This window comes from Flavobacterium ardleyense (assembly GCF_042686085.1).
Classification (GTDB): Bacteria; Bacteroidota; Bacteroidia; order Flavobacteriales; family Flavobacteriaceae; genus Flavobacterium; species Flavobacterium ardleyense.
In genome coordinates this window covers 597449-618022 of sequence record NZ_JBHUOL010000018.1, presented here as the reverse complement: position 1 = coordinate 618022, position 20574 = coordinate 597449, and the positions used below count along the sequence as shown (strand labels likewise).

Below are 20574 nucleotides of genomic sequence, written 5' to 3'. Positions count from 1 at the left end.
AAAAACTTTGTGACTTAGAGCCTTTGTGGCAAAAAAAGATAACTATGAAAGAAATAAGAACTTTAGGCGAATTAAAAAAATCGGGATATAAATCTCAAAACATAAAAGACGAATTAAGAAGTAATTTAAGAACCAAAATTAAAGCGGGAGAAGCAACTTTTGAAGGAGTTCATGGTTTTGAAAATACTGTAATTCCCGAATTAGAACGTGCTATTTTATCAAGACATAATATTAATTTATTAGGACTTCGTGGTCAGGCTAAAACGCGTTTGGCTCGTAAAATGATTGAACTTTTAGACGAATATATTCCGGTAGTAGAAGGTTCGGAAATTAATGATGATCCGTTGAATCCAATTTCAAGATTTGCGAAAGATATAATTGCGGAAAAAGGAGATGAAACGCCAATTACTTGGTTGCACAGAAGCGATCGTTTCTTTGAGAAATTAGCGACACCAGACGTTACTGTTGCGGATTTAATTGGCGATGTTGATCCGATTAAAGCAGCGAATTTAAAACTAAATTATGCAGACGAACGCGTGATTCATTTTGGGATGATTCCGAGAGCCAATCGTTGTATTTTCGTAATCAATGAATTGCCCGATTTACAAGCTCGAATTCAAGTGGCTTTATTCAATATTTTGCAAGAAGGCGACATTCAAATTCGTGGTTTTAAATTGCGAATGCCTTTAGATTTACAGTTTATTTTCACGGCAAATCCAGAAGATTATACCAATCGTGGAAGTATTGTTACGCCTTTAAAAGATAGAATTGGATCTCAAATTTTAACACATTATCCAGAAAGTATTAGAATAGCGAGAACAATTACGGAACAAGAATCGAAGTTGGACCGCAATCAATCGGAAACAGTTTATGTGCCAAGTTTAGCAAAAGATTTATTAGAGCAAATTGGATTTGAAGCTAGAGATAGTGAATATGTAGATTCAAAAAGTGGTGTTTCAGCCCGAATGAGTATTACGGCTTACGAAAATTTAATTTCGACTGCAGAAAGAAGAGCGTTGCTAGCAGGCGAAGAAACTACTGCTGTTCGTTTATCTGATTTTATTGGAATTATTCCGGCTATAACGGGGAAAGTAGAATTGGTTTATGAAGGAGAACAAGAAGGAGCAGCAACGGTTGCTCAATATTTAATTGGCGATGCGATTCATACTTTGTTTCCGGGTTATTTCCCGAAAATAGAAAAGTTAGAACATGAAGGAGCGAAAAATGCTTATACCGATTTACTAGAATGGTTTTTCAACGAAAGCGGCTTCGAATTGTTAGATGACGCTACGAATTCAGAATACAAACAAATTTTAGATGAAGTAAAGCCTTTAGATGTTTTGGTTAAAAAATACCAGCCGGAACTTCCCGCTGAAGATGTTTACTTTATGAAAGAATTTATTTTATGGGCTTTGGTAGAATACAAAAAACTATCCAAAAACCGAGTTGATTCGGGTTACCAATACAAAGATTTATACAGTAATTTCATAAGTAAATTGTAATAAAAAAGGTCGCTTTAAATGAATAAAGCGACCTTTTTTTATATTTTTTTTGAAAAATTATATTCTAAAAATACCACCCACAGTTATGATTCGTTGTAAGAACCAAAATTCTTGAGAAGCAGAATCAGCACTACTTTCTGTAGTTTTTATATCATTCATATTAATATAACCTCCTTTTAATTCCGTTTGGATGAAAAAGTGTTTAAAGAATGTGAAGTTTAATCCGGCTTTTGCCGAAAGACCGAAACCTGAAATATGAAAATCATCATGTCTGTCTTTTCCCAATAAGGTCGTATTTGTTTTTGGATATAGCAACCCAATTCCTAATCCGCCGACAGTATTCACTTGAAACACATCTGTATTAGGCAAGCTGAATAAGTTTGAAATATCATCTACACGAGCAATTTCGGTATTCACATAATTTAATCCATCGGTATGTTCAAATAATAAGAAATCTTCGGTTAACGTTAATTCATTTCCGACAGGATTTTCTCCATAAGAACCAGCGTTTGGATAATTTCCAGAATACCTAACTCTTCTATCGTTATTCATAACATATTTCATATGATCCACACCAATAGAAATATTATAATGATCGTTGATGAAATAACCAATTCTTAAATTCGTTTGAGGAATTGTCATACGAGCCGGATTAATGTAATCAACATGCCATCCTTTTGGTTTGTCATGAGCAACTACATCATAAAGTGTAAAATCATAATCCGCTCCTTTAAAACGAATGTCGGACTTAGAAAAAGTTTCACGATTTCCACCCCAATAAACATAAAATTTACCTTTGTTGTGTGCTGTGTATTTTTCAGGATTTTCAACTGTTTCTTGCGAAAAGGTGTACTGTGAAAAAACACAAAAAGTTAGTACAACCATTAAAAATGGATGCTTCATCTGAAATATAAAATAATTAAAATTGATTTACCGTTTTGCGAATGGCTACTAATTTAGTCATCAAACCTTCAAAATAGTCTAAATGTAACATGTTAGCGCCATCGCTTTTTGCATTAGCTGGATCAAAATGAGTTTCGATGAAAATTCCATCAACACCAACAGCGATTCCTGCTTTTGCAATAGTTTCAATCATATCTGGACGACCACCAGTTACACCAGCTGATTGATTTGGTTGTTGTAACGAATGCGTAACGTCTAAAACAGTAGTTGCGTATTGTTGCATCGTAGGAATTCCTCTAAAGTCAACAATCATATCTTGATAGCCAAACATTGTTCCTCTGTCCGTTACCATAATGTTTTCATTTTGGCAATCCAATACTTTTTGAACAGCGTGCGTCATACTTTCGGGACTCATGAATTGTCCTTTTTTCAAGTTAACTGTTTTTCCTGTTTTCGCAGCAGCCACAACTAAATCAGTTTGACGTACTAGAAACGCAGGGATTTGTAAGATATCTACATAAGCAGCAGCCATTGCAGCATCTTCATTCGTGTGAATGTCCGTTACCGTAGGAACTCCAAATTCTTTAGAAACTTTTTCTAAAATTTTCAAAGCTTTTTCATCTCCGATTCCAGAAAAGCTATCAATTCTTGAGCGATTTGCTTTTTTGAACGATCCTTTAAATACAAATGGAATTTCTAATTTATCAGTTACAGTAATTAATTTCTCTGCAATTCTCATTGCCATTTCTTCGCTCTCAATAGCACAAGGTCCTGCTAATAAAAAGAAGTTACCGCTTTGAGTATGTTTAATTTGTGGAATACTATTTAAATTCATGTGTGTTGATTTTGAAGTTGCAAAGATAAAAAGAAAAACCTTCTAAACGGCAGTTTAAAAGGTTACTTATGTTACACAGTTATAAAATCTTTATGCTTATTCCTTAACTGGTTGCTTTTTGATCTGGAATCCTTTTGGACAAAGAATTTGCCCTTTTTCGTAGATATTGAAATACATGGTTAATTTCTTTGTACTTCCTTCTAAGGTTATCTCGTAAATACTAATGGTTCCAGCGCCCATGGCTGTGTTTTTTGAAGGGAATGGACAGCAAGTATCGACCTTGTTAAAAATGATCTTTTCACCATTTGGTCCTTCTAATCCATTGAAATAATATTGAACATTTAAATTTTCTTGGTTTTCACTAATAGAACCAATATTTATAGGATAGTCTGCATCAAAAGCATACTTACCGTCTTTTGCATATTCAGTGATGAGATACATTTTATTCGCAAAAGAAGGTCTTTTTGCTGTACTGTCCACATTCTTTAAAGTTGATTTTGTGCTCACACAACTTGCTAATAAAAACAGTGTTGCTAGCGAAAAAAGATATTTCATGTTATTTTGTTTTAGGATTTAAAATTGGAGTTTTAGTTTTTAAAATATACGCAACAATCGCACCAAGTACGATGCCATAGGATAATACTGAAGAAATATTTTGCCAAATAGAAGCTGATAAATTAAAATAACTTTTTGCTTCTTCTTCGGTTAATCTTTTACTTTCTACTGATAAAGCTACCATTTTTTCAAAATAATTAGGCACGATGAATTCGTAAGTGATAAATTGAGTAAATGGACTAAATATAACTACAATAAACGAAATTACAACTCCTGAAATAAATCCTTGTTTCCAATTCATTTCTCCATTATAATAATTTTTCTTCTTATCGCGAATAGCTAAAAAGTATAACGCGAAGTTTGGAATAATTATTAACATACCGAAGAATACTTGCCATTTTAATTTTTCATCGTGAAAGCCTAATTGTTTTTCTAAGGTCATCCAAGCTAAAAATATAATCATGATAACTATAGCCCATTTGATCTCAATTTTGAATTTTTTCATTTATAAAAGGTGTTTAAAGAGTTAAAATTAAGCTATTTTGTAACAAATGTTACAAATGCGGATCTTAATTTCTATTTTTGCACAAAATTGCGAAAAAAATATGGAATTTATCTATGGAACTTGGCATTGGTCGATATCTGGTTTTTTAATTGGGTCGATAATGCTTCTTTTGACTTACTTCGGAAAAAGTTTTGGAATGTCTTCAAACCTTCGAACTATGTGTTCAATGGCAGGAGCGGGGAGATTTAGCGACTTCTTTAAATTTGATTGGAGAGAACAAAAATGGAGCTTGGCTATTGTTCTTGGTGCTATTCTTGGAGGCTTTGTAGCTTATAATTTCTTGTCAGATGGAAGTGGTGTTCAATTAAATCCAGAAACAATTACCCAATTAGAAGCATTACACATTGATGAGCCGGATGGAAAATTACTTCCAGATGCTATTTTTAGCATTGAAATGATGCAAACACCAAAAGGTTTTGCGATTCTATTAATTGGTGGTTTATTAATTGGTTTTGGAACGCGTTATGCTGGTGGTTGTACTTCAGGTCACGCGATTTCAGGTTTGAGTAATTTGCAATTGCCATCACTTGTTGCTGTAATTGGATTTTTTATTGGTGGATTATTAATGGCACATTTGATTTTGCCTATCATTTTTAATTAAAGAGGAATTATGAAATTCGCAAGATTTTTTATAACTGGAATTATATTCGGAATTGTTTTAACGAAAGCAGAAGCCGTTTCTTGGTATCGTATTTACGAAATGTTTCATTTTCAATCATTTCATATGTTTGGAATCATTGGAACTGCACTTTTTACTGGAATAGTAGGTTTGCAACTTATTAAAAAGAAAAAGATAAAAGATTTTAAAGGTTTTCCTATTGAAGTGGTAGCTAAGGAAAAAGGTTTTTGGCGTTATATTATTGGTGGAACTTTTTTTGGACTAGGTTGGGCTTTAGTAGGAAGTTGCCCTGGACCAATATTCATTTTACTAGGAACGGGAACATATGCAGTTGTGGTGGTGTTTATTGGCGCTTTACTAGGTACTTATATTTATGGTTTACTGAAAGATAATTTACCTCATTAAAATTAAGTTAATGTAACAATTGTGACAGTTCTTTTATACTTGTTTTAGTAAATTTGTAATATATAAAATGAACATCAAATGGAAAGTACGATACAAATACAAAATTTAAAATGTGGTGGTTGCGCTGCTACGATTACAAAGAATATTACTACAATTGAAGCTGTTAATAATGTTTCAGTAAATGTGGAAGAGAGTACGGTAACTTTCGGATATGAAACGGAAGCAAAGTTAGCGGAAGTAAAAGATAAACTAAAAGCATTAGGTTATCCAGAAGATGGAGAAGCTAATTCTTTAGGTTCCAAAGCAAAATCTTATATGAGTTGCGCTATTGGAAAAATGAGCTAAAAAAAATGTCCCGATGAAAATCGGGACATTTTTTATTTATATCAATTCGGCACTTAGTCCGGCATCAAGTAATGCGGAACATTGTGGCATCAGTTCTTCGATTGAACCGGTTTTAACCGTGCATTTCCCTTTATAATGTACTAGCAACGCACATTGTTCAGCTTGTAAATCATCGTGTTTACAAACCCTCACAAGTGTGTTAATTACGTGATCAAAAGTATTGACATCGTCATTATGTAAGACGATTTCGTGATTAGCGCCCACGGCTTCTTCAACTAAAACTTCTTCTTGTATTTTTTCTATCGTGCTCATTTTCTCTTAAGTTTGAAAGTCATTACAAAATTAATAAAATATTCTATACTTCAAATCTAGAAGCTGAAATGAATTCAGCTTGACAACATTTCTGAAACTATTTTACAAATTTTAAAGCAACCCAATTGTTTCTTTCAAATTGTTTTACGTACGTTAAGCCATTTTTCGCACAACTTTCCGTAATTACAGGAATGTCTTCCGTATAAAATCCGCTTAAAAATAATGTTCCGTTTGCATTCAAACAATTTACATAATGTTCCATATCATTCAATAGAATATTACGGTTGATGTTTGCAATAATAATATCATAATTTTTCCCAGCTAATAAAGCAGCGTCTCCTTCATAAACCGAAATATGTTTGCAATTATTACGTTCGGCATTTTCAATTGAATTCAAATAACACCAGTTGTCAATATCAATTGCGTCAATTGGTGCTGCACCTTTCATCTCAGCTAAAATTGCTAAAATTGCTGTTCCACAACCCATATCTAACGTTTTCTTTCCTGTGAAATCAGTTTCTAAAATATGCTGAATCATCATGTGCGTCGTTTCATGATGACCGGTTCCAAAACTCATTTTTGGCTCGATAACAATATCGTATTCCGCATTGGTTTTTTCGTGAAACGGTGCTCTAACGTGACATTTTCCATCAACGTCAATTGGCTCAAAGTTTTTCTCCCATTCTTCATTCCAATTTACTGGCTCAATTTCAGCAAAAGTATGCTCAATTTTAAATTCCGGATTGGTTAAAATTTGAATATCTTCTAAAATGTCAGCGGTCCATAAATCTTTTTGAACAAAAGCAGAAATTCCAGTTTCGGTTTCAATAAAACTTTCAAAAGCTTTTTCGCCTAATTCGGCAATTAATATTTCACTTCCTAATTCAATTGGTTCAATTGTGAAATGATATCCAATGTATATATTTGACATAACAATTATTTTTTGCAAAGGTAATATTTACTTAACATACTTAACATTGATTTGATGTTAAGTTTGCAGTAATCATACAACAACATAACAAATGAAGAAAATTATCACTTTTTTAGTATTTACAATCTGTTTTGGTGCAGTAGCACAAGATATAAAAATCAATACAAAAGATAACGATTTGAAGTTGGCTGCTATTCCGTATTACAATTATGGTAAAGGATTGGGAATTACTTCGCCCGATAGTTTGTTCCAATTTAATATTCGTTTTAGAATGCAAAATCGTGTTACTTTTATGCAAAATGAAGGTGAAGATGCTTCTTATGCAGGCGAAGTGAAAAGAATGCGTTTGCGTTTTGATGGTTTTGTAGGAAATCCTCATTTCTTATATGTTGTTCAATTATCGTTTGCAGCTGGAGATGTTGGCGAAGTGAAAGAAGGTGAAAATGTAAATATTATTCGTGATGCAGCAATTTTTTATAGACCGAATAAAAATTGGAGTTTTGTATTTGGACAAACCAAATTACCAGGAAATCGCCAACGTATAAATTCTTCTGGAGCTTTACAATTAACGGATAGAAGTATTAATAATGCTAAATTTACAATTGATAGAGATTTTGGATTTCAAGCGTATTATTTAAATGAAAATCAGGATAGATTCTCTTACAATGTGAAATCAGCTATCTCGAATGGAGAAGGTCGAAATTGGACAAAGTCAGCAGATGACGGCGTTGCCTTAACCGGAAAATTAGAATTAATGCCATTTGGTTCTTTCAAAAAAGACGGAACAAATTTTGAAGGTGATATTGCAAGAGAAGAAACGCCAAAATTATTAGTATCGGGAGCTTTTAGTCAGAATAATTTGTCGAAACGAACGCAAGGACAATTGGGAAATGATTTATTTGCACCAAAAACTACCAAAGCAGTATTTTTAGATGCGATGTTGAAGTATAACGGTTGGAGTTTGATGTCTTCTTATATGTCGCGCGCTACAAAAGATCCGATCGCAATTAATCCAGATGATATTACGGAATTTAATTATGTGCCGGTTGGAAGTGGAATGGATTACCAAATGAGTTATGCTTTTCCAACACATTATGAAATAATTGGTCGTTTTTCTACCCAAAATATGCACAATGATATCAAAGCATTTACGCCAGATAGTAAACAATACTCTATAGGTGTAACAAAATATTTATGGGAACACGCTTTCAAATTACAAGGCGAAGTAACTTTATCTGATTTAAATTATTTCGACGGAAGTAATAAGCAGAATTGGTATGTGAGATTCCAAGTTGAAATAGGAATATAGTTTTTAATCGACTGTTAGAAAAAAATCACAAGTCAATCTTTTTTGATTTGTGATTTTTTTATGATTTAATACCAGTTATTTATTTAGTTTTGGTTTTTATATTAAGTTATAAACCAAAAAACATGCAAAAAACTATTTTATTTGTTGCAATTCTTCTTGTGCAGTTCATTTTCGGCCAACAAGAGAAATATGATGTTGTATTTAAAAATGTAAACCTTGTTTCATTAGATAAGAACACAGTTACCGAACTTCAATCGGTAGCCATAAAAAATGGTAAAATTTTAGTTATTGAAAATACTAAAAAATCGAAGCTTAAAGGCGTTACAGAATATGATTTAAAAGGGCAATATATTATGCCTTCGCTTGCCGATGCTCATGTTCACTTACCCGAAGCGGAAGCTGATTTGCAACGTTTTTTTGAAATGAATTTGATTTATGGTGTAACAAAACTGCGTTCAATGCGTGGCGATTGGAAACATATCGAATGGCGAGAAAAATACAATGGTGCTACTATTTTTTATCCAAAACTTTATCTTTCTGCACCACCAATTAGTAGAAATTACGACTTAACAACCGAGCAAATTGAAACTTTTGTAAAAGCCACAAAAGACAATAAAATGGATTTTGTAAAAATATTAAGCATTAAAAATCATGAAACATTTATAGAATTTGATCGATTTTGTAAAAAATATGATGTTCCATTAGGAGGTCATTTTCCAAGATTAGCTTCTGGAATTAGTTTAAATGAAGACGTTTTTTTTAATTCTAATTACAAATCAATTGAGCATTTAGGAGGTTTGGCTGGAGAAAAAACGAATTTAGTATCAAGAATTAAAGCAATTAAAGAAAATAATATTTACGTGTGTCCGACTTTAAGTTGGTATAGTATTGGTTCTGGTCAAAATACTTTTGAAGAATTACCAAAGTTGGCAGGAATGCAATTTGTTTCGCAAAACACTATGAATGAATGGTTAGCAAGTACAAAAACCTACAGAGAAAAAATTGGAACCCAAGCTTACAAAGATGAGGTGGCAAGCGAGATCAAAGATTTAGATGAAAAATATGCTATCATTGAAAGATTACAGAAAGAAGGAATAAAGATGTTATTGAGTCCTGATGCGTCGGGAAAATATATGATGACCGGTGCTAATATGATAACTGAAATGGAATTATTGAAAAATGCCAATTTATCAAATGCTGAAATTCTAGAAATGGCAACAAGTAATTTTTCGGATTTCTTCAAAGGGAATTATGGTGTTGTACAAGTGGGAAAAGATGCTGATTTTATTGTATTACAAAGTAATCCTTTGAAAGATTTGAAAACTTTGACTAACATTAAAGGTATTTATTTTAACGAACAGTTTTTAGATGGCAACAAGTTAGAAGCAATGAAAGAGAATTTATTGAAAACAGCAGGTAAATAAAATATAGCCATGAGTAGATTATACATTATAATTTTTTCGCTTTTCTTCATTCAATGTCAAGGTCAGAAAACTAAAGAAGAAACTGCTGCACAAAAGAAAGTGAGACAAGATGCTATTGTTCAAGAACACGTTTATGATTGTGCAGATAAAATGAACTTCGGCTATGCGATGAAAGAATATCAAGATTGCTTAGATGCGGGACTAAAAAAAGACAGCACAATTGCCTATTTATGGCAACAAAAAGCGATGCCTTATTTTAAAGCAAGCAAGTATGAAATAGGAATGCCTTTAGTTGATAAAGCTGTGCAGTATGATGAAAAAAGATGGTTGGAATATCGAGCCTTTATAAAATGTATTTTTGCTAAAAATTATAAAGAAGCGATTGTAGATTTTGAAAACTGCATTTTGAAATTTGGTAATCAATATGTCCAAGATCATACTTTTGCCTTTTATATTGGTATTTCGTATTTACAATTAAATGAGTTTGCAAAAGCAGAAGCAATTTTTAAAAAAGATATTGAAGCTCAAGTCATACAATTTAAAGAAGGTCATTATTTAGATTTGTTTTATTACGGAATCAGTAAGTATGAACAAGGGAAATGGGAAGAAGCAATTGTTGAATTTGATAAATCTTTAAAACAATATCCTGAATTTTCGGATGTAGAATTTTACAAATCAGTTTGCTTGATGCGTTTAGGTAAGACGGAGGAAAGTGCGGAAGTATTTCAGAAAGCTAAAGTTGATGCTAAAAAAGGTTTTACCATAAATGAAGATAATGCGATTTATGAAACCTATCCGTATAAAGTGAGGTTTTAGTGAATAGCATTTGTATTACAAAATTTTCGTAGCTATTAACTCTGTTTCCACAAAAAACCTAGTTATAAGCAATTGTATTTTTATGTTTTGTAAAAACATCCTTTTTATTAGTTTATTTATAACTAAATGTTTTAAAATCCTTGCTCATAAAACAATCCCTTCAACTCTCCTCTTTCAATAAATAAATCCTTTCATTTTTAATAAATATTCCCCTATTTTGCAAACAAATTATATAAAATGAAAAACGCACCATTTATTACAGACGATACCATTGTTTTTGGGTTGTTAATGCTATTATTGGCATTTGTATTTTATACTTCTTCTCAAAAAGAAGGTTTTTGGAAAAAATTCTATGTAATCTTTCCATCGTTATTAATGTGCTATTTGCTTCCTTCTATATTCAGTTCATTAAATATCATTTCCCCAGAATGGACAGAAATTGGCGAAAATGGGGAAATGATTACTAAGAAATCGTCGATTTATTTCATTGCGAGCCGTTACTTGCTTCCTGCGTCTTTGGTTTTACTTACATTGAGTATTGACTTAAAAGCGATGTTCAAATTAGGTCCAAAGGCCTTAATTATGTTTTTTACAGGAACTATCGGAGTCATTATCGGCGGACCAATTGCCGTATTACTTGTATCAATATTTTCGCCAGAAACAGTTGGCGGTGCTGGTTTTGATGCCGTTTGGCGTGGTCTTTCAACAGTAGCCGGAAGTTGGATTGGAGGAGGAGCCAATCAAGCAGCTATGCTTGAAGTATTTAAATACAACCAAGAAAAATATGGTGCAATGGTTTTGGTCGATATTGTGGTGGCTAATATTTGGATGGCGGTTTTGCTATTTGGTATTGGCAGAAAAGAGAAAATCGATAAATGGTTGAAAGCCGATAACAGTTCTATTGAAGAGTTGAAAGATAAAATGACAGCTTATGCTGATAATGTAACGCGAAATCCAACCTTAACCGATTTAATGATTATTCTGGGAATAGCTTTTACAGCAGTGGGACTTTCACATTGGGGAAGCAACACAATTTGTGATGTATTGAAAGCAAACTTCGAAATCGTAAATGACCAAACGAGTTTTGCCTCCACTTTTGGCGACCGCTTTTTCTGGATGGTTACTATTGCGACCGCTTTAGGAATTATATTTTCATTCACAAAACTTAAGCAATATGAAGGTGCGGGTGCCAGTAAAATCGGAAGTGTTTTTATCTATATTTTAGTCGCTTCCATAGGAATGAAAATGGATTTGGGTTCAGTGGCTAGTAACCCAGGTTTACTTGTAGTAGGACTTATTTGGATGGCAATCCACGTTTTGCTGCTGGTTGTAGTGGCAAAAATGATTAAAGCTCCTTTTTTCTTTCTTGCAGTGGGAAGCAAAGCCAACATTGGTGGAGCGGCGTCGGCACCAATTATCGCTTCGGCTTTTCATCCTTCTTTAGCGAGCGTCGGGGTTCTTTTAGCTGTTTTTGGATATGTTGCGGGAACTTATGGGGCTTTGTTAGCTGCATTTTTGATGGAAATTGCAGCACCTAAGTAGGAGATTTATCGTATGCAATTTTGAGCCATTAATAGTAGAGCAAAACTTTAATAAATACATGACGACTTATGAGATTTATCCTTATAAAGTGAGGTTTAAAAATTGTAATAAATAACTTAGGCTTGTACTGCTGAACTCGTTTCAGCATCTAAGAATGGCTTTGCTAATTATTTATGTATCCAATATTGTCATGGTGAACTCGTTTCAGCATCTAAGAATGGATACTGAAACGAGTTCAGTATGACAATGTGTTATCTAAAAAAATTTATGATTTTAGCACAAGTTTGCGTGAGTGATCGGAGAGGAAATCCTTTTATGGAGTTTTTACGGAATAAAAGATTGCAACGCAGAGCACGACCTGAAAGGGCACGCCCAAATAGCATTTAAAATCGTAAAATTCAATTTCCTACAAACCATCAAAATTCATTACCTTTGCACCAATTATTATTTCATTATGTTACATATAGGAGAGTTCAATACGTTAAGAATACTTAGAGATACAAATGTTGGCTTGTTTTTAGGAAGCGAAGAAACACAGGATGATGATGTTTTGTTGCCCAATAAATATGTGCCAAATAACTTTGAAATCGGCGATACAATGACGGTTTTCGTGTATTTGGATCACGAACACAGACCTGTTGCAACGACTATAAAACCGTATATTCAATTGAATGAATTTGCCCATTTGAAGGTGAATTATATGAATGAATTTGGGGCGTTTTTAGATTGGGGATTGGAAAAAGATTTGTTTGTTCCGTTCAAAGAGCAAGCTCGCCCAATGGAAGAAGGAAAACGTTATCTAGTGTATTTGTATATGGACGAAAAGACGAAGCGTTTAGTAGCATCGAGCCGTACAAATAAGTATTTGAGTATTGAAAATTTGGATTTGGAACCAAATGAAGAGGTTGATATTTTAATTTCGCACATTACTGATGGTGGAATTAACGTAATTATCAATCAAAGATTTAAAGGTTTAGCCTATAAAAATGAAGTATATACGGATGTAAAACCGGGTATGAAAACCAAAGGTTACATTAAGAATATTCGCCCTGATGGAAAAATTGATGTAATGCTTCGCAAAGTAGGAGTGGACGCAATTGAACCTTCTTCACAGCAAGTTTTAGACGAATTAAAAGCCAACAGAGGTTTTCTACGATTGACGGATAATTCGAATCCGGAAGATATTAAAACGGTGCTAAAAATGAGTAAAAAGAACTTCAAAAAAGCAGTTGGGCATTTATATAAGCAGCAATTAATCGAAATTAGAGAAGACGGAATTTATTTGGTGTAAATCTTTTAAACATATAAGTCATATAAGTTTTTTGATGCAACGCTGTTTATTAATAATTTTTTAGGACCGAAAGATTTTAAAAAAGTAAAATAATTTATTGATAGTTGCAGAAAATTACCAAAAATATTTAATAATAAATTTGAAATTAATTGACAACTAAAAACAAACTATATCTAGGCTTAAGCATCTTAGTTTTACTACTAACTTTTGTTGCTATTTTAAAAAATTTCGAAACGATTACCTTTTTAGGAATGAAAACGGAGCTGATTTGGATTCCTATTTGGATCGCAGTTGTGATTTTACCACTTTTAAATGTGTACGAAATTGCTGTTACAAATGAAGAGTATAGTAAGTTTTATTGGTTGGGTTTACTACTAAATATAATTACGATTTTGTTTATTTTACGTGATTATAAAATGGAGCTTTTGCCTTAGATTTTACGTTTTTTAACTGCTCGCAATGCGAACGTCGGACTAAAATGATAATTTTAAATTTTATGTTTCTCACAAAAAATTCACTATTATAATTCCTCGTTTTCTGTGTAATCGCTATTACCACTTAAGCTTATTCAATAATCTATTAATTCTTTGTGAAAATTTATTAACGCTTTTAAAGCACCAATTTTATCTTCGAATTCTAAATGATACAATGTTTGAATAGTAGAATTAAATTCGAAAGTATTGTTAGTGATTTTAGGTTCGAATAAGTTATTTTGTGCAATCTGTTCTAGTTTACTATCAATTAATTTTTTTTCGAGAAATTTTTTAAAAGCATAATTTTTACAGTAAACATTAATCATTTTTCTTTTGGGTAAAAATAAATTAAAAAAATGATTACCACTTTTTATTTCAAATTCTGGAAGTGTTCTATTTTTTATTATTAACTCAACAGTTCCTAGATTATGATTTCCAAACTCATTTTTTATACGAATATAATTTCCTTTGTAAGAAACTTCTAATAGGTAAGTTGAAATAGTTAATCTCGAAAAGCCTTTGCCTAAAACATTGAAATCTTCGTATGAAAATGTTGCGTTTTGTATCTCGTCTGCTAATTTTTCAAATATTATTTTCATTTTTTAAGGAGTTTTCATATAATAAACTGCAAATGATTATTCTCCTTCTTCATCATTAAATTTAAACGGATAATCACCAAATTTAGGAGCTAATCTTTTAGTGTCGTAAGGTTTGCGTGTAAATTTGTTTGAAATCGCAATTATCGTCACAGAATCTTTTCTCAAAGTTACATATGATGAGGTATTTCCGTGCCACCAACCGTTGTGGAAGAAATACTTTTGTCCCGTTTCAAATTCGAGCATTCGCATTCCTAAGCCGTAGTTGCGAGTTCCTTTTCTTTCGTAACTATAACCTTGGAACATTTCGTCCTTCATTTTTGTGCTTAAGAATTTCTCAGAATAAAGTGCCAAATCAAATTGTAGTAAATCGCGTGGCGTAGTGTATAGATTTTTATCACCATAAACGGCATCTAAATATTCAAAAGCCAAACGTTTGTAGTTTCCTTTATATGATTGACTCACTTCTTCTTTTGTAGACATATCGCTAAAAACAAAGGTATTTTTCATTCCAAGTGGATCAAAAATCATTTGTTGAAGTGCCTCTGGAAATGTTTTTTCGGTAACTTTTTCCACGATTAAAGCCAATAGCGCATAATTGGTATTGCAATAGCTAAAACGTTTTCCAGGTGTGGTTTCTAAACCTATTTTTTTAGTAGCCAATAGAGTTAAAACATCTTGATTTGTAAGCGTTTCTTTTTTGTTCCACACGCCTTTGTCTTCTGTGAAATAAGCATAATTACGAAGACCACTTCTGTGATTCAACAACATTCGAACCGTTGTTTCTTTGTATGGAAATTCTGGTAAAATATCGCTCACCAAATCATCTAATTGTAATTTATTTTGTTCTACTAATTTCAAAATAGTAACTGCGGTAATAATTTTACTTACAGAAGCCACGTGTAATGGAGTGTTTTGAGTGATAGAGTCATTTTTTTCTTTGTAAGCATATCCAGAATAGCTTTCAAATAAAATTTCACCATTTTTCGCAACCAAGAACGAACCACTAAAATCTTTCGGATTGATTTTATCAGCGTAAAAAGCTTCAATTTCATCTCTTTTTTTCTTTCTATAAACGGTAGTCAAAGGAGCAAAGTCAACCGCATATTCAGAAACATTTCCTTTAATATCTTTTACAGTCGATTCTTTTTTTATGTCTGGTTTCTTTTGGCATCCGATAATGAATAGAAACAAAAAAAGTACAGGTATATTTTTTAACATTGTAATTTTATTCTTTTATTATGATGTTTGGGTTGTTTTTCAAGAGTTCGGCTACAAACTGATCTCTGTTTTTTGGTGAAATATAAACATCATTGTATTGATTATAATTGATAATTAAGCCTTTATGACTCCAGCCTAATTTTAATGAAACAGGCACAAATATAGAATTATTGTATTCAATTTTTCGTATTATTTGAATATCAATTTTCTTCTTAAAAAAACCATATTGATAGGAAAATGTTGTTCCTGAAATAATGTACAAAGTGTTGAGAATAGAATAAACTAAAAAAGCGAAAATTAATCCAATTATTGTTAGCGGAATCCATAAATTCTCACCTTTGTTTTCTTCGTTTGGAGCAAATACGGCAATAAAACCGAAAACTCCTAGCAAAACAACAAAAATGAAATAACTAAAAATGGACTGTTCCGACTTAAATACCATCTATAAACCTAATTTTTTTAGTAAACAAAACATTTTCGACTCTAAAATATAGTAATTGATAAACTTCAAGAACTTCTTACAGTAAAGTATTCATATTCAAATAAGGGTAATACTTGAATAACATCTTGGAATTCATAGTTTTGACTTAAATGAGTAATTTGATAAAAGCCAAAGTGTTCTAAAAAGTTTCTTTAGATGCGAGTAATTCTTTTGAAGATGCAATATAATGCAAAAAATGCTTTAATTTTACTGAAATTTATATTTAACAAAACTTTATAAAGGTCAAGAACAAGTACAATATCAAGTACAATTTTAAAAAGCGACAATTGTTTAGAAGGTATTGATTTTTTTAAAAAAAATAATAAGCATGGAGATTAATGAACCTACTAATGTAATATATAATTTAGACGAAAGATTGGTTAGATTTGCAGGAGAGTCAATTTTTTTTGTTAGAAAACTTAACAAAACTTTTGAACTAGAATATTATAAAAATCAGTTAATTCGTTCCTCGGGAAGTTCTTCGTTAAATTATGGAGAATCTCAGGGTACAATTACGGATAGAGATTATATTTTTAAATTATCTTTAGTAATAAAAGAACTTAAAGAATCTAGAAATTCATTACGAATTCTTGCTTATATAAAAGAAGGACTTGAAAACGAGAGAGACTGGTTATTGAAAGAGGTTGAAGAACTGATTGCAATAACATCTAAAATGAGAATAAATAAATTAAAATAATAACAGAAGTTTGAAGATTATACATGATGATTGAACTTGAAATTGCACTTGAAATTGCACTTGAAATTGTTATTGATATTGTCTTTGTGCTTGAAATTGAAATTTAAAATGAGCAAAATTGACTGGAAAACCGTAAAGGAATTTGAAGATATCACTTATAAAAAGTGTGATGGTGTGGCACGTATTGCATTCAACCGTCCAGAGGTGCGTAATGCTTTTCGTCCGCATACAACTAAAGAATTAATTGAAGCTTTTTATGATGCCCAAGAAGATACGTCTATTGGCGTAGTTTTGCTTTCGGCAGAAGGTCCAAGTTCTAAAGACGGCATTTGGAGTTTTTGTAGTGGTGGCGATCAAAAAGCAAGAGGTAGTCAAGGTTATGTTGGTGCCGACGGATACCACCGATTAAACATATTAGAAGTACAACGAATGATTCGTTTTATGCCAAAAGCGGTTATTTGTGTTGTTCCAGGTTGGGCTGTTGGTGGCGGACATTCGCTTCACGTGGTTTGCGATTTGACTTTAGCGAGTAAAGAACACGCAATTTTTAAACAAACCGATGCTGATGTAACAAGTTTTGATGGTGGATATGGTTCGGCTTATTTGGCAAAAATGGTCGGACAAAAAAGAGCTCGTGAAATTTTCTTTTTAGGAAGAAATTACTCCGCTCAAGACGCGTTTGATATGGGAATGGTGAACGCTGTAATTCCTCACGCTGAATTAGAAGACACTGCTTTTGAATGGGCACAAGAAATCTTAGAAAAATCACCAACGTCTATAAAAATGCTAAAATTCGCGATGAATTTAACAGATGACGGAATGGTGGGGCAACAGGTTTTTGCAGGTGAAGCCACTCGTTTAGCTTACATGACAGACGAAGCGAAAGAAGGAAGAGACGCGTTCTTAGAAAAACGTAAGCCTAATTTCGAAAAGAAATATTTACCATAAGATTTAGAATTCAGAAGTTAGAATTAAGAATTCAAAAGTTAGAATTTAGAAGTGCAATTTTGAAATTGAATTTTTAGTTTGAAATTGCACTTTTCTCCTAATTTAAATATCAGAAATATGAAGTATAAATTATTAGCATTATTATTTATAAGTTCAGGTTTATTATTGGCTCAAGATTTGCCGATTGACACTAATAAAAATACGAAGTTTCAAGTTGGTGTACATTATTTAGGTAATTTAAGAAATAACAACATCATTAGTGACGGATTTAATGGAATTGTAGGAGTTTCTGGAAATTATGCTTTTTATCAAAATGAAAATTTCGCTGTTTCCGCAGGTTTAACTTTGGATTATTTGCAAACTAGAGATGTATTTCTTCAAAATGACATATTAATTTGGAATCCAAATATTAGTATTGAAACCAGTCTTTTTAATGGAAAATTAACTCCTTTTTTCGGATTTGGTTATGCATTTTTCTCTAATAAATTTCAATATGTGTCGGGTGTGTCAGATCCTTTTGATCCTGCGTTAATGGTAAGAGAAAAAAAATTGAACTTTAATGGAATTACTGTAAATCCAGGATTAAAATATCACATTTCAGACTTATTATTTTTGGAAGGAAGTTATAAATATTACCCAGTGAACTCTAAGGATATGGATGAAACAGCAAATGTGCATTTAATCAATTTAGGAGTAGGCTTTAAATTTTAATTATGGAAAACTTTTCAAACGAAACGATTGACCTTCAAAACCTCCCAAGATTTGAAGAAGTAAAACTAAAACCCTTACAAAAGAAGTATTTCCAAGTTATGTTGGTGAATTTCTTTGTGTTATTTGGTCTTATTTTTATAGGATATATTTTGGTATTTATATTAAATCCGTTTGAATGGCCGACTACTTTTATTAACGGAATTTTGCCTGTGATCGTTTTGGTTTGCATCGCAAGTTTCTTTTACATAAAATTAAGTTTCAGCAAAAAAGGCTTTGCTTTTAGAACACACGATGCCATTTTTAAATCGGGTTTAATTTCTGAAAGCACTACGGTTGTACCCTTTAATCGCGTCCAACACGTGGCTTTGCACCAAGGATTTATTGCTCGAAATTTAGGATTAGCTTCCATTGAATTGTTCACTGCCGGCGGAAGCAGTTCGGATTTAGAAATTCCAGGATTATTATTGGAAGAAGCCCAGCAAATTAAAAACATGGTTTCTCAAAAAATCAATCCGACAAAGCAAGCTCCAGTGCAAGAACATGTAGAAGAATCCTTTCCTGAAACCATAATCCCAGAAAGTGATGAGTAATTCGGTAGATTTTTCAAAACCACAAAGGCAATCGCTCACCGGAATTCTAGTGATGTTTGTCAATACTTTGCAAAAAAGTGTGCGTGCTTTTTGGCCGATATTACTATTATGGTTGGTAAAATTTGAAACCTTAAATAAATTAGTTGTTTTCGGAAGTGTAGCTGGTTTTTTGATTGTAATCGGATTTTTTTCGTATTTGCAATATTGGTTTTTTACCTTTTATATTGACGAAGAAACCAATGAATTTGTGATTCAGAAAGGTGTTTTGAAAAAGACTAAAATCACGATGCAATTGCATAAAATTCAACAAGTGAATATCAATCAAAGTTTAATTCAACGTTTGGTAAATGTTCATAAATTAGAAATCGATACGGCCGGAAGTGATAAAAAAGAAGCTTCAATTAGTGCCATTTCTCACGAATTAGCGTTGATTTTAAAAGAACGTTTGATCCATTATTCAGAACTCGATCCAACTTCAGAAGCAACTATAAACGAAACCGAATCGGAACCAACAGCTTTCGTAAAAATTGGATTGGGAAGTTTAATAAAAATCGGGTTTACATCTAATTATGTGAGGAGTTTTGCACTGATATTAGTTGTTTTCAGTACGATAATGGAAAACGTCAAGCAGTTTAATGTGGCTGATGAATATGTTGAAAATCAAATCACAACTTTAGATGCTTTGCCAATTCTTACTTCGGTTTTAGTATTTATTGCAATAATAATAACTTTAGTATTAGTAGTTAATTTAGGTCGAACCCTATTAAAATATTTCGATTTTACAATACAGAAAAGCCATCAATCGATTGTGTTGTCTTACGGTTTATTGGCTACTAAAAACACTTTGTTAAATCCAAATAAAGTACAAATTGTAAAAATCACTCAAAATTATTTACAGAAGAAATTAGATGTCACAACGATTGGTGTTCGTCAAGCTTCCAGCGATGCTACAAAAGTTACTGAAAAAGATAAAATTGAAGTTCCTGGTTGCACACAAAATGAAAGCAATGCTATTCTGAAACTATTATTTTCAAAATTGCCTGAAAAAGGAGTAGTGCATTTACCTAATTGGCGAAAGTTAGGAGTAAATACATTCTTTATGGGTTTAGTTCCTCTTACGATTGCTATTCTTTTGAATTTGAATAATGCGTTTTTTACTTGGAAAGAATTCAGTTTATATGCTGCGCTATTTTCTGTTTTTGCAGGCCTATTGCTTTGGTTTTCCTTCAGAAATTATAAATTATTTGTATCGAATGATTTCATTATCAAACAAAATGGGGCTTGGGATATTGATACAACGATAATCGAACCTTATAAAATTCAAGCGATACAAACCCAACAATTTGTTTGGCAAAAAATTACCGATATTGGTTCGGTGACCATGTCAACTGCTGGTGGAACTGTAAGTTTTACAACGGCAAATTATACCGAAATAAAAAAATTAATCAATTATTGGTTGTACCAAATGGAATCATCCGATAAAAATTGGATGTAAAAAATTGA

24 protein-coding genes are annotated in these 20574 nt (G+C 32.2%); 15 read left to right on the top strand and 9 right to left on the bottom strand.

The window, feature by feature from the left end; all coding sequences use genetic code 11:
• Window positions 1–44 precede the first annotated feature (44 nt).
• Window positions 45–1502, top strand: coding sequence for a MoxR family ATPase (locus ACFSX9_RS12895; RefSeq protein WP_379808298.1), 1458 nt, complete (start codon window positions 45–47; stop codon window positions 1500–1502).
• Window positions 1503–1559: 57 nt separating this feature from the next.
• On the opposite strand, the gene ACFSX9_RS12890 is transcribed toward ACFSX9_RS12895, so the two are convergent.
• From ACFSX9_RS12890 to ACFSX9_RS12875, 4 genes are all read right to left on the bottom strand, one after another.
• Window positions 1560–2405 carry a hypothetical protein gene (locus ACFSX9_RS12890; protein ID WP_379808296.1) on the bottom strand — a complete coding sequence of 282 codons (846 nt, stop codon included), beginning with the start codon at window positions 2403–2405 and terminating at the stop codon, window positions 1560–1562.
• A gap of 16 nt (window positions 2406–2421) precedes the next feature.
• Window positions 2422–3240 (bottom strand): 3-deoxy-8-phosphooctulonate synthase, encoded by an 819-nt coding sequence (gene kdsA, locus ACFSX9_RS12885; protein WP_379808294.1) that lies wholly within the window; start codon window positions 3238–3240, stop codon window positions 2422–2424.
• Window positions 3241–3336: 96 nt separating this feature from the next.
• Window positions 3337–3795 carry a 2-dehydro-3-deoxyphosphooctonate aldolase gene (locus ACFSX9_RS12880; protein ID WP_379808292.1) on the bottom strand — a complete coding sequence of 153 codons (459 nt, stop codon included), beginning with the start codon at window positions 3793–3795 and terminating at the stop codon, window positions 3337–3339.
• Between the two features lies 1 nt (window position 3796).
• On the bottom strand, window positions 3797–4300 hold the full coding sequence (locus ACFSX9_RS12875; protein ID WP_379808290.1) for a DUF4199 domain-containing protein: 504 nt from the start codon (window positions 4298–4300) through the stop codon (window positions 3797–3799).
• A 100-nt stretch (window positions 4301–4400) separates the two neighbouring features.
• On the opposite strand from ACFSX9_RS12875, the gene ACFSX9_RS12870 reads away from it, so the two are divergent.
• From ACFSX9_RS12870 to ACFSX9_RS12860, 3 genes are all read left to right on the top strand, one after another.
• The gene (locus ACFSX9_RS12870) at window positions 4401–4961 is read left to right on the top strand and encodes a YeeE/YedE family protein (protein WP_379808288.1); all 561 of its coding nucleotides are present in this window, start codon (window positions 4401–4403) and stop codon (window positions 4959–4961) included.
• Between the two features lie 9 nt (window positions 4962–4970).
• On the top strand, window positions 4971–5384 hold the full coding sequence (locus ACFSX9_RS12865; protein WP_379808286.1) for a DUF6691 family protein: 414 nt from the start codon (window positions 4971–4973) through the stop codon (window positions 5382–5384).
• A gap of 78 nt (window positions 5385–5462) precedes the next feature.
• Window positions 5463–5729, top strand: a complete 267-nt coding sequence (locus ACFSX9_RS12860; protein ID WP_379808284.1) for a heavy-metal-associated domain-containing protein — start codon at window positions 5463–5465, stop codon at window positions 5727–5729.
• A 36-nt stretch (window positions 5730–5765) separates the two neighbouring features.
• Here ACFSX9_RS12860 and ACFSX9_RS12855 read toward each other — a convergent pair whose 3' ends face one another.
• Window positions 5766–6041, bottom strand: a complete 276-nt coding sequence (locus ACFSX9_RS12855) for an ATP-dependent Clp protease adaptor ClpS (RefSeq protein WP_379808282.1) — start codon at window positions 6039–6041, stop codon at window positions 5766–5768.
• A 97-nt stretch (window positions 6042–6138) separates the two neighbouring features.
• Window positions 6139–6972 carry a 50S ribosomal protein L11 methyltransferase gene (gene prmA / locus ACFSX9_RS12850; protein ID WP_379808280.1) on the bottom strand — a complete coding sequence of 278 codons (834 nt, stop codon included), beginning with the start codon at window positions 6970–6972 and terminating at the stop codon, window positions 6139–6141.
• 91 nt (window positions 6973–7063) lie between these two features.
• On the opposite strand from prmA, the gene ACFSX9_RS12845 reads away from it, so the two are divergent.
• The 6 genes from ACFSX9_RS12845 (at window position 7064) to ACFSX9_RS12820 (ending at window position 13788) form a co-directional block, all read left to right on the top strand.
• Complete coding sequence (locus ACFSX9_RS12845; protein ID WP_379808278.1) at window positions 7064–8281, top strand: porin; 1218 nt, start codon at window positions 7064–7066, stop codon at window positions 8279–8281.
• A gap of 122 nt (window positions 8282–8403) precedes the next feature.
• A complete protein-coding gene (locus ACFSX9_RS12840; protein ID WP_379808276.1) occupies window positions 8404–9705 on the top strand; it encodes an amidohydrolase family protein in 1302 nt (433 codons plus the stop codon).
• Window positions 9706–9714: 9 nt separating this feature from the next.
• Complete coding sequence (locus tag ACFSX9_RS12835; RefSeq protein ID WP_379808274.1) at window positions 9715–10521, top strand: tetratricopeptide repeat protein; 807 nt, start codon at window positions 9715–9717, stop codon at window positions 10519–10521.
• Between the two features lie 237 nt (window positions 10522–10758).
• Complete coding sequence (locus ACFSX9_RS12830; protein ID WP_379808272.1) at window positions 10759–12063, top strand: DUF819 family protein; 1305 nt, start codon at window positions 10759–10761, stop codon at window positions 12061–12063.
• 454 nt (window positions 12064–12517) lie between these two features.
• A complete protein-coding gene (locus ACFSX9_RS12825; protein WP_379808270.1) occupies window positions 12518–13354 on the top strand; it encodes a CvfB family protein in 837 nt (278 codons plus the stop codon).
• A gap of 149 nt (window positions 13355–13503) precedes the next feature.
• A complete protein-coding gene (locus ACFSX9_RS12820; protein ID WP_379808268.1) occupies window positions 13504–13788 on the top strand; it encodes a hypothetical protein in 285 nt (94 codons plus the stop codon).
• A 134-nt stretch (window positions 13789–13922) separates the two neighbouring features.
• Here ACFSX9_RS12820 and ACFSX9_RS12815 read toward each other — a convergent pair whose 3' ends face one another.
• The 3 genes from ACFSX9_RS12815 to ACFSX9_RS12805 are packed head-to-tail and all read right to left on the bottom strand — an operon-like array spanning window position 13923 to window position 16086.
• Window positions 13923–14426 carry a hypothetical protein gene (locus ACFSX9_RS12815; RefSeq protein WP_379808266.1) on the bottom strand — a complete coding sequence of 168 codons (504 nt, stop codon included), beginning with the start codon at window positions 14424–14426 and terminating at the stop codon, window positions 13923–13925.
• Between the two features lie 36 nt (window positions 14427–14462).
• Complete coding sequence (locus tag ACFSX9_RS12810) at window positions 14463–15644, bottom strand: serine hydrolase domain-containing protein (RefSeq protein WP_379808264.1); 1182 nt, start codon at window positions 15642–15644, stop codon at window positions 14463–14465.
• 7 nt (window positions 15645–15651) lie between these two features.
• Window positions 15652–16086, bottom strand: coding sequence for a PH domain-containing protein (locus tag ACFSX9_RS12805; RefSeq protein WP_379808262.1), 435 nt, complete (start codon window positions 16084–16086; stop codon window positions 15652–15654).
• 367 nt (window positions 16087–16453) lie between these two features.
• Here ACFSX9_RS12805 and ACFSX9_RS12800 point away from each other — a divergent pair, with 367 nt between their 5' ends.
• The 5 genes from ACFSX9_RS12800 to ACFSX9_RS12780 all read left to right on the top strand — a co-directional run bounded on the left by ACFSX9_RS12800 (window position 16454) and on the right by ACFSX9_RS12780 (window position 20566).
• Window positions 16454–16822 (top strand): four helix bundle protein, encoded by a 369-nt coding sequence (locus tag ACFSX9_RS12800; protein ID WP_379808260.1) that lies wholly within the window; start codon window positions 16454–16456, stop codon window positions 16820–16822.
• Window positions 16823–16930: 108 nt separating this feature from the next.
• Entirely contained in the window at window positions 16931–17770 is an 840-nt protein-coding gene (locus tag ACFSX9_RS12795) for a 1,4-dihydroxy-2-naphthoyl-CoA synthase (RefSeq protein ID WP_379808258.1), read from the top strand.
• Window positions 17771–17887: 117 nt separating this feature from the next.
• Entirely contained in the window at window positions 17888–18481 is a 594-nt protein-coding gene (locus ACFSX9_RS12790; RefSeq protein WP_379808256.1) for an outer membrane beta-barrel protein, read from the top strand.
• 2 nt (window positions 18482–18483) lie between these two features.
• The gene (locus ACFSX9_RS12785; RefSeq protein WP_379808254.1) at window positions 18484–19071 is read left to right on the top strand and encodes a PH domain-containing protein; all 588 of its coding nucleotides are present in this window, start codon (window positions 18484–18486) and stop codon (window positions 19069–19071) included.
• A complete protein-coding gene (locus tag ACFSX9_RS12780) occupies window positions 19064–20566 on the top strand; it encodes a PH domain-containing protein (protein ID WP_379808252.1) in 1503 nt (500 codons plus the stop codon). The genes ACFSX9_RS12785 and ACFSX9_RS12780 overlap by 8 nt, the downstream gene beginning before the upstream one ends.
• Window positions 20567–20574: the final 8 nt, after the last annotated feature.

What these genes read in the sequence shown, in the direction of transcription:
- ACFSX9_RS12895 (WP_379808298.1), top strand. Translation starts at nt 45, where the DNA reads ATGAAAGAAATAAGAACTTTAGGCGAATTAAAAAAATCGGGATATAAA.
- ACFSX9_RS12890 (WP_379808296.1), bottom strand. Translation starts at nt 2,405, where the DNA reads ATGAAGCATCCATTTTTAATGGTTGTACTAACTTTTTGTGTTTTTTCA.
- kdsA (WP_379808294.1), bottom strand. Translation starts at nt 3,240, where the DNA reads ATGAATTTAAATAGTATTCCACAAATTAAACATACTCAAAGCGGTAAC.
- ACFSX9_RS12880 (WP_379808292.1), bottom strand. Translation starts at nt 3,795, where the DNA reads ATGAAATATCTTTTTTCGCTAGCAACACTGTTTTTATTAGCAAGTTGT.
- ACFSX9_RS12875 (WP_379808290.1), bottom strand. Translation starts at nt 4,300, where the DNA reads ATGAAAAAATTCAAAATTGAGATCAAATGGGCTATAGTTATCATGATT.
- ACFSX9_RS12870 (WP_379808288.1), top strand. Translation starts at nt 4,401, where the DNA reads ATGGAATTTATCTATGGAACTTGGCATTGGTCGATATCTGGTTTTTTA.
- ACFSX9_RS12865 (WP_379808286.1), top strand. Translation starts at nt 4,971, where the DNA reads ATGAAATTCGCAAGATTTTTTATAACTGGAATTATATTCGGAATTGTT.
- ACFSX9_RS12860 (WP_379808284.1), top strand. Translation starts at nt 5,463, where the DNA reads ATGGAAAGTACGATACAAATACAAAATTTAAAATGTGGTGGTTGCGCT.
- ACFSX9_RS12855 (WP_379808282.1), bottom strand. Translation starts at nt 6,041, where the DNA reads ATGAGCACGATAGAAAAAATACAAGAAGAAGTTTTAGTTGAAGAAGCC.
- prmA (WP_379808280.1), bottom strand. Translation starts at nt 6,972, where the DNA reads ATGTCAAATATATACATTGGATATCATTTCACAATTGAACCAATTGAA.
- ACFSX9_RS12845 (WP_379808278.1), top strand. Translation starts at nt 7,064, where the DNA reads ATGAAGAAAATTATCACTTTTTTAGTATTTACAATCTGTTTTGGTGCA.
- ACFSX9_RS12840 (WP_379808276.1), top strand. Translation starts at nt 8,404, where the DNA reads ATGCAAAAAACTATTTTATTTGTTGCAATTCTTCTTGTGCAGTTCATT.
- ACFSX9_RS12835 (WP_379808274.1), top strand. Translation starts at nt 9,715, where the DNA reads ATGAGTAGATTATACATTATAATTTTTTCGCTTTTCTTCATTCAATGT.
- ACFSX9_RS12830 (WP_379808272.1), top strand. Translation starts at nt 10,759, where the DNA reads ATGAAAAACGCACCATTTATTACAGACGATACCATTGTTTTTGGGTTG.
- ACFSX9_RS12825 (WP_379808270.1), top strand. Translation starts at nt 12,518, where the DNA reads ATGTTACATATAGGAGAGTTCAATACGTTAAGAATACTTAGAGATACA.
- ACFSX9_RS12815 (WP_379808266.1), bottom strand. Translation starts at nt 14,426, where the DNA reads ATGAAAATAATATTTGAAAAATTAGCAGACGAGATACAAAACGCAACA.
- ACFSX9_RS12810 (WP_379808264.1), bottom strand. Translation starts at nt 15,644, where the DNA reads ATGTTAAAAAATATACCTGTACTTTTTTTGTTTCTATTCATTATCGGA.
- ACFSX9_RS12805 (WP_379808262.1), bottom strand. Translation starts at nt 16,086, where the DNA reads ATGGTATTTAAGTCGGAACAGTCCATTTTTAGTTATTTCATTTTTGTT.
- ACFSX9_RS12800 (WP_379808260.1), top strand. Translation starts at nt 16,454, where the DNA reads ATGGAGATTAATGAACCTACTAATGTAATATATAATTTAGACGAAAGA.
- ACFSX9_RS12795 (WP_379808258.1), top strand. Translation starts at nt 16,931, where the DNA reads ATGAGCAAAATTGACTGGAAAACCGTAAAGGAATTTGAAGATATCACT.
- ACFSX9_RS12790 (WP_379808256.1), top strand. Translation starts at nt 17,888, where the DNA reads ATGAAGTATAAATTATTAGCATTATTATTTATAAGTTCAGGTTTATTA.
- ACFSX9_RS12785 (WP_379808254.1), top strand. Translation starts at nt 18,484, where the DNA reads ATGGAAAACTTTTCAAACGAAACGATTGACCTTCAAAACCTCCCAAGA.
- ACFSX9_RS12780 (WP_379808252.1), top strand. Translation starts at nt 19,064, where the DNA reads ATGAGTAATTCGGTAGATTTTTCAAAACCACAAAGGCAATCGCTCACC.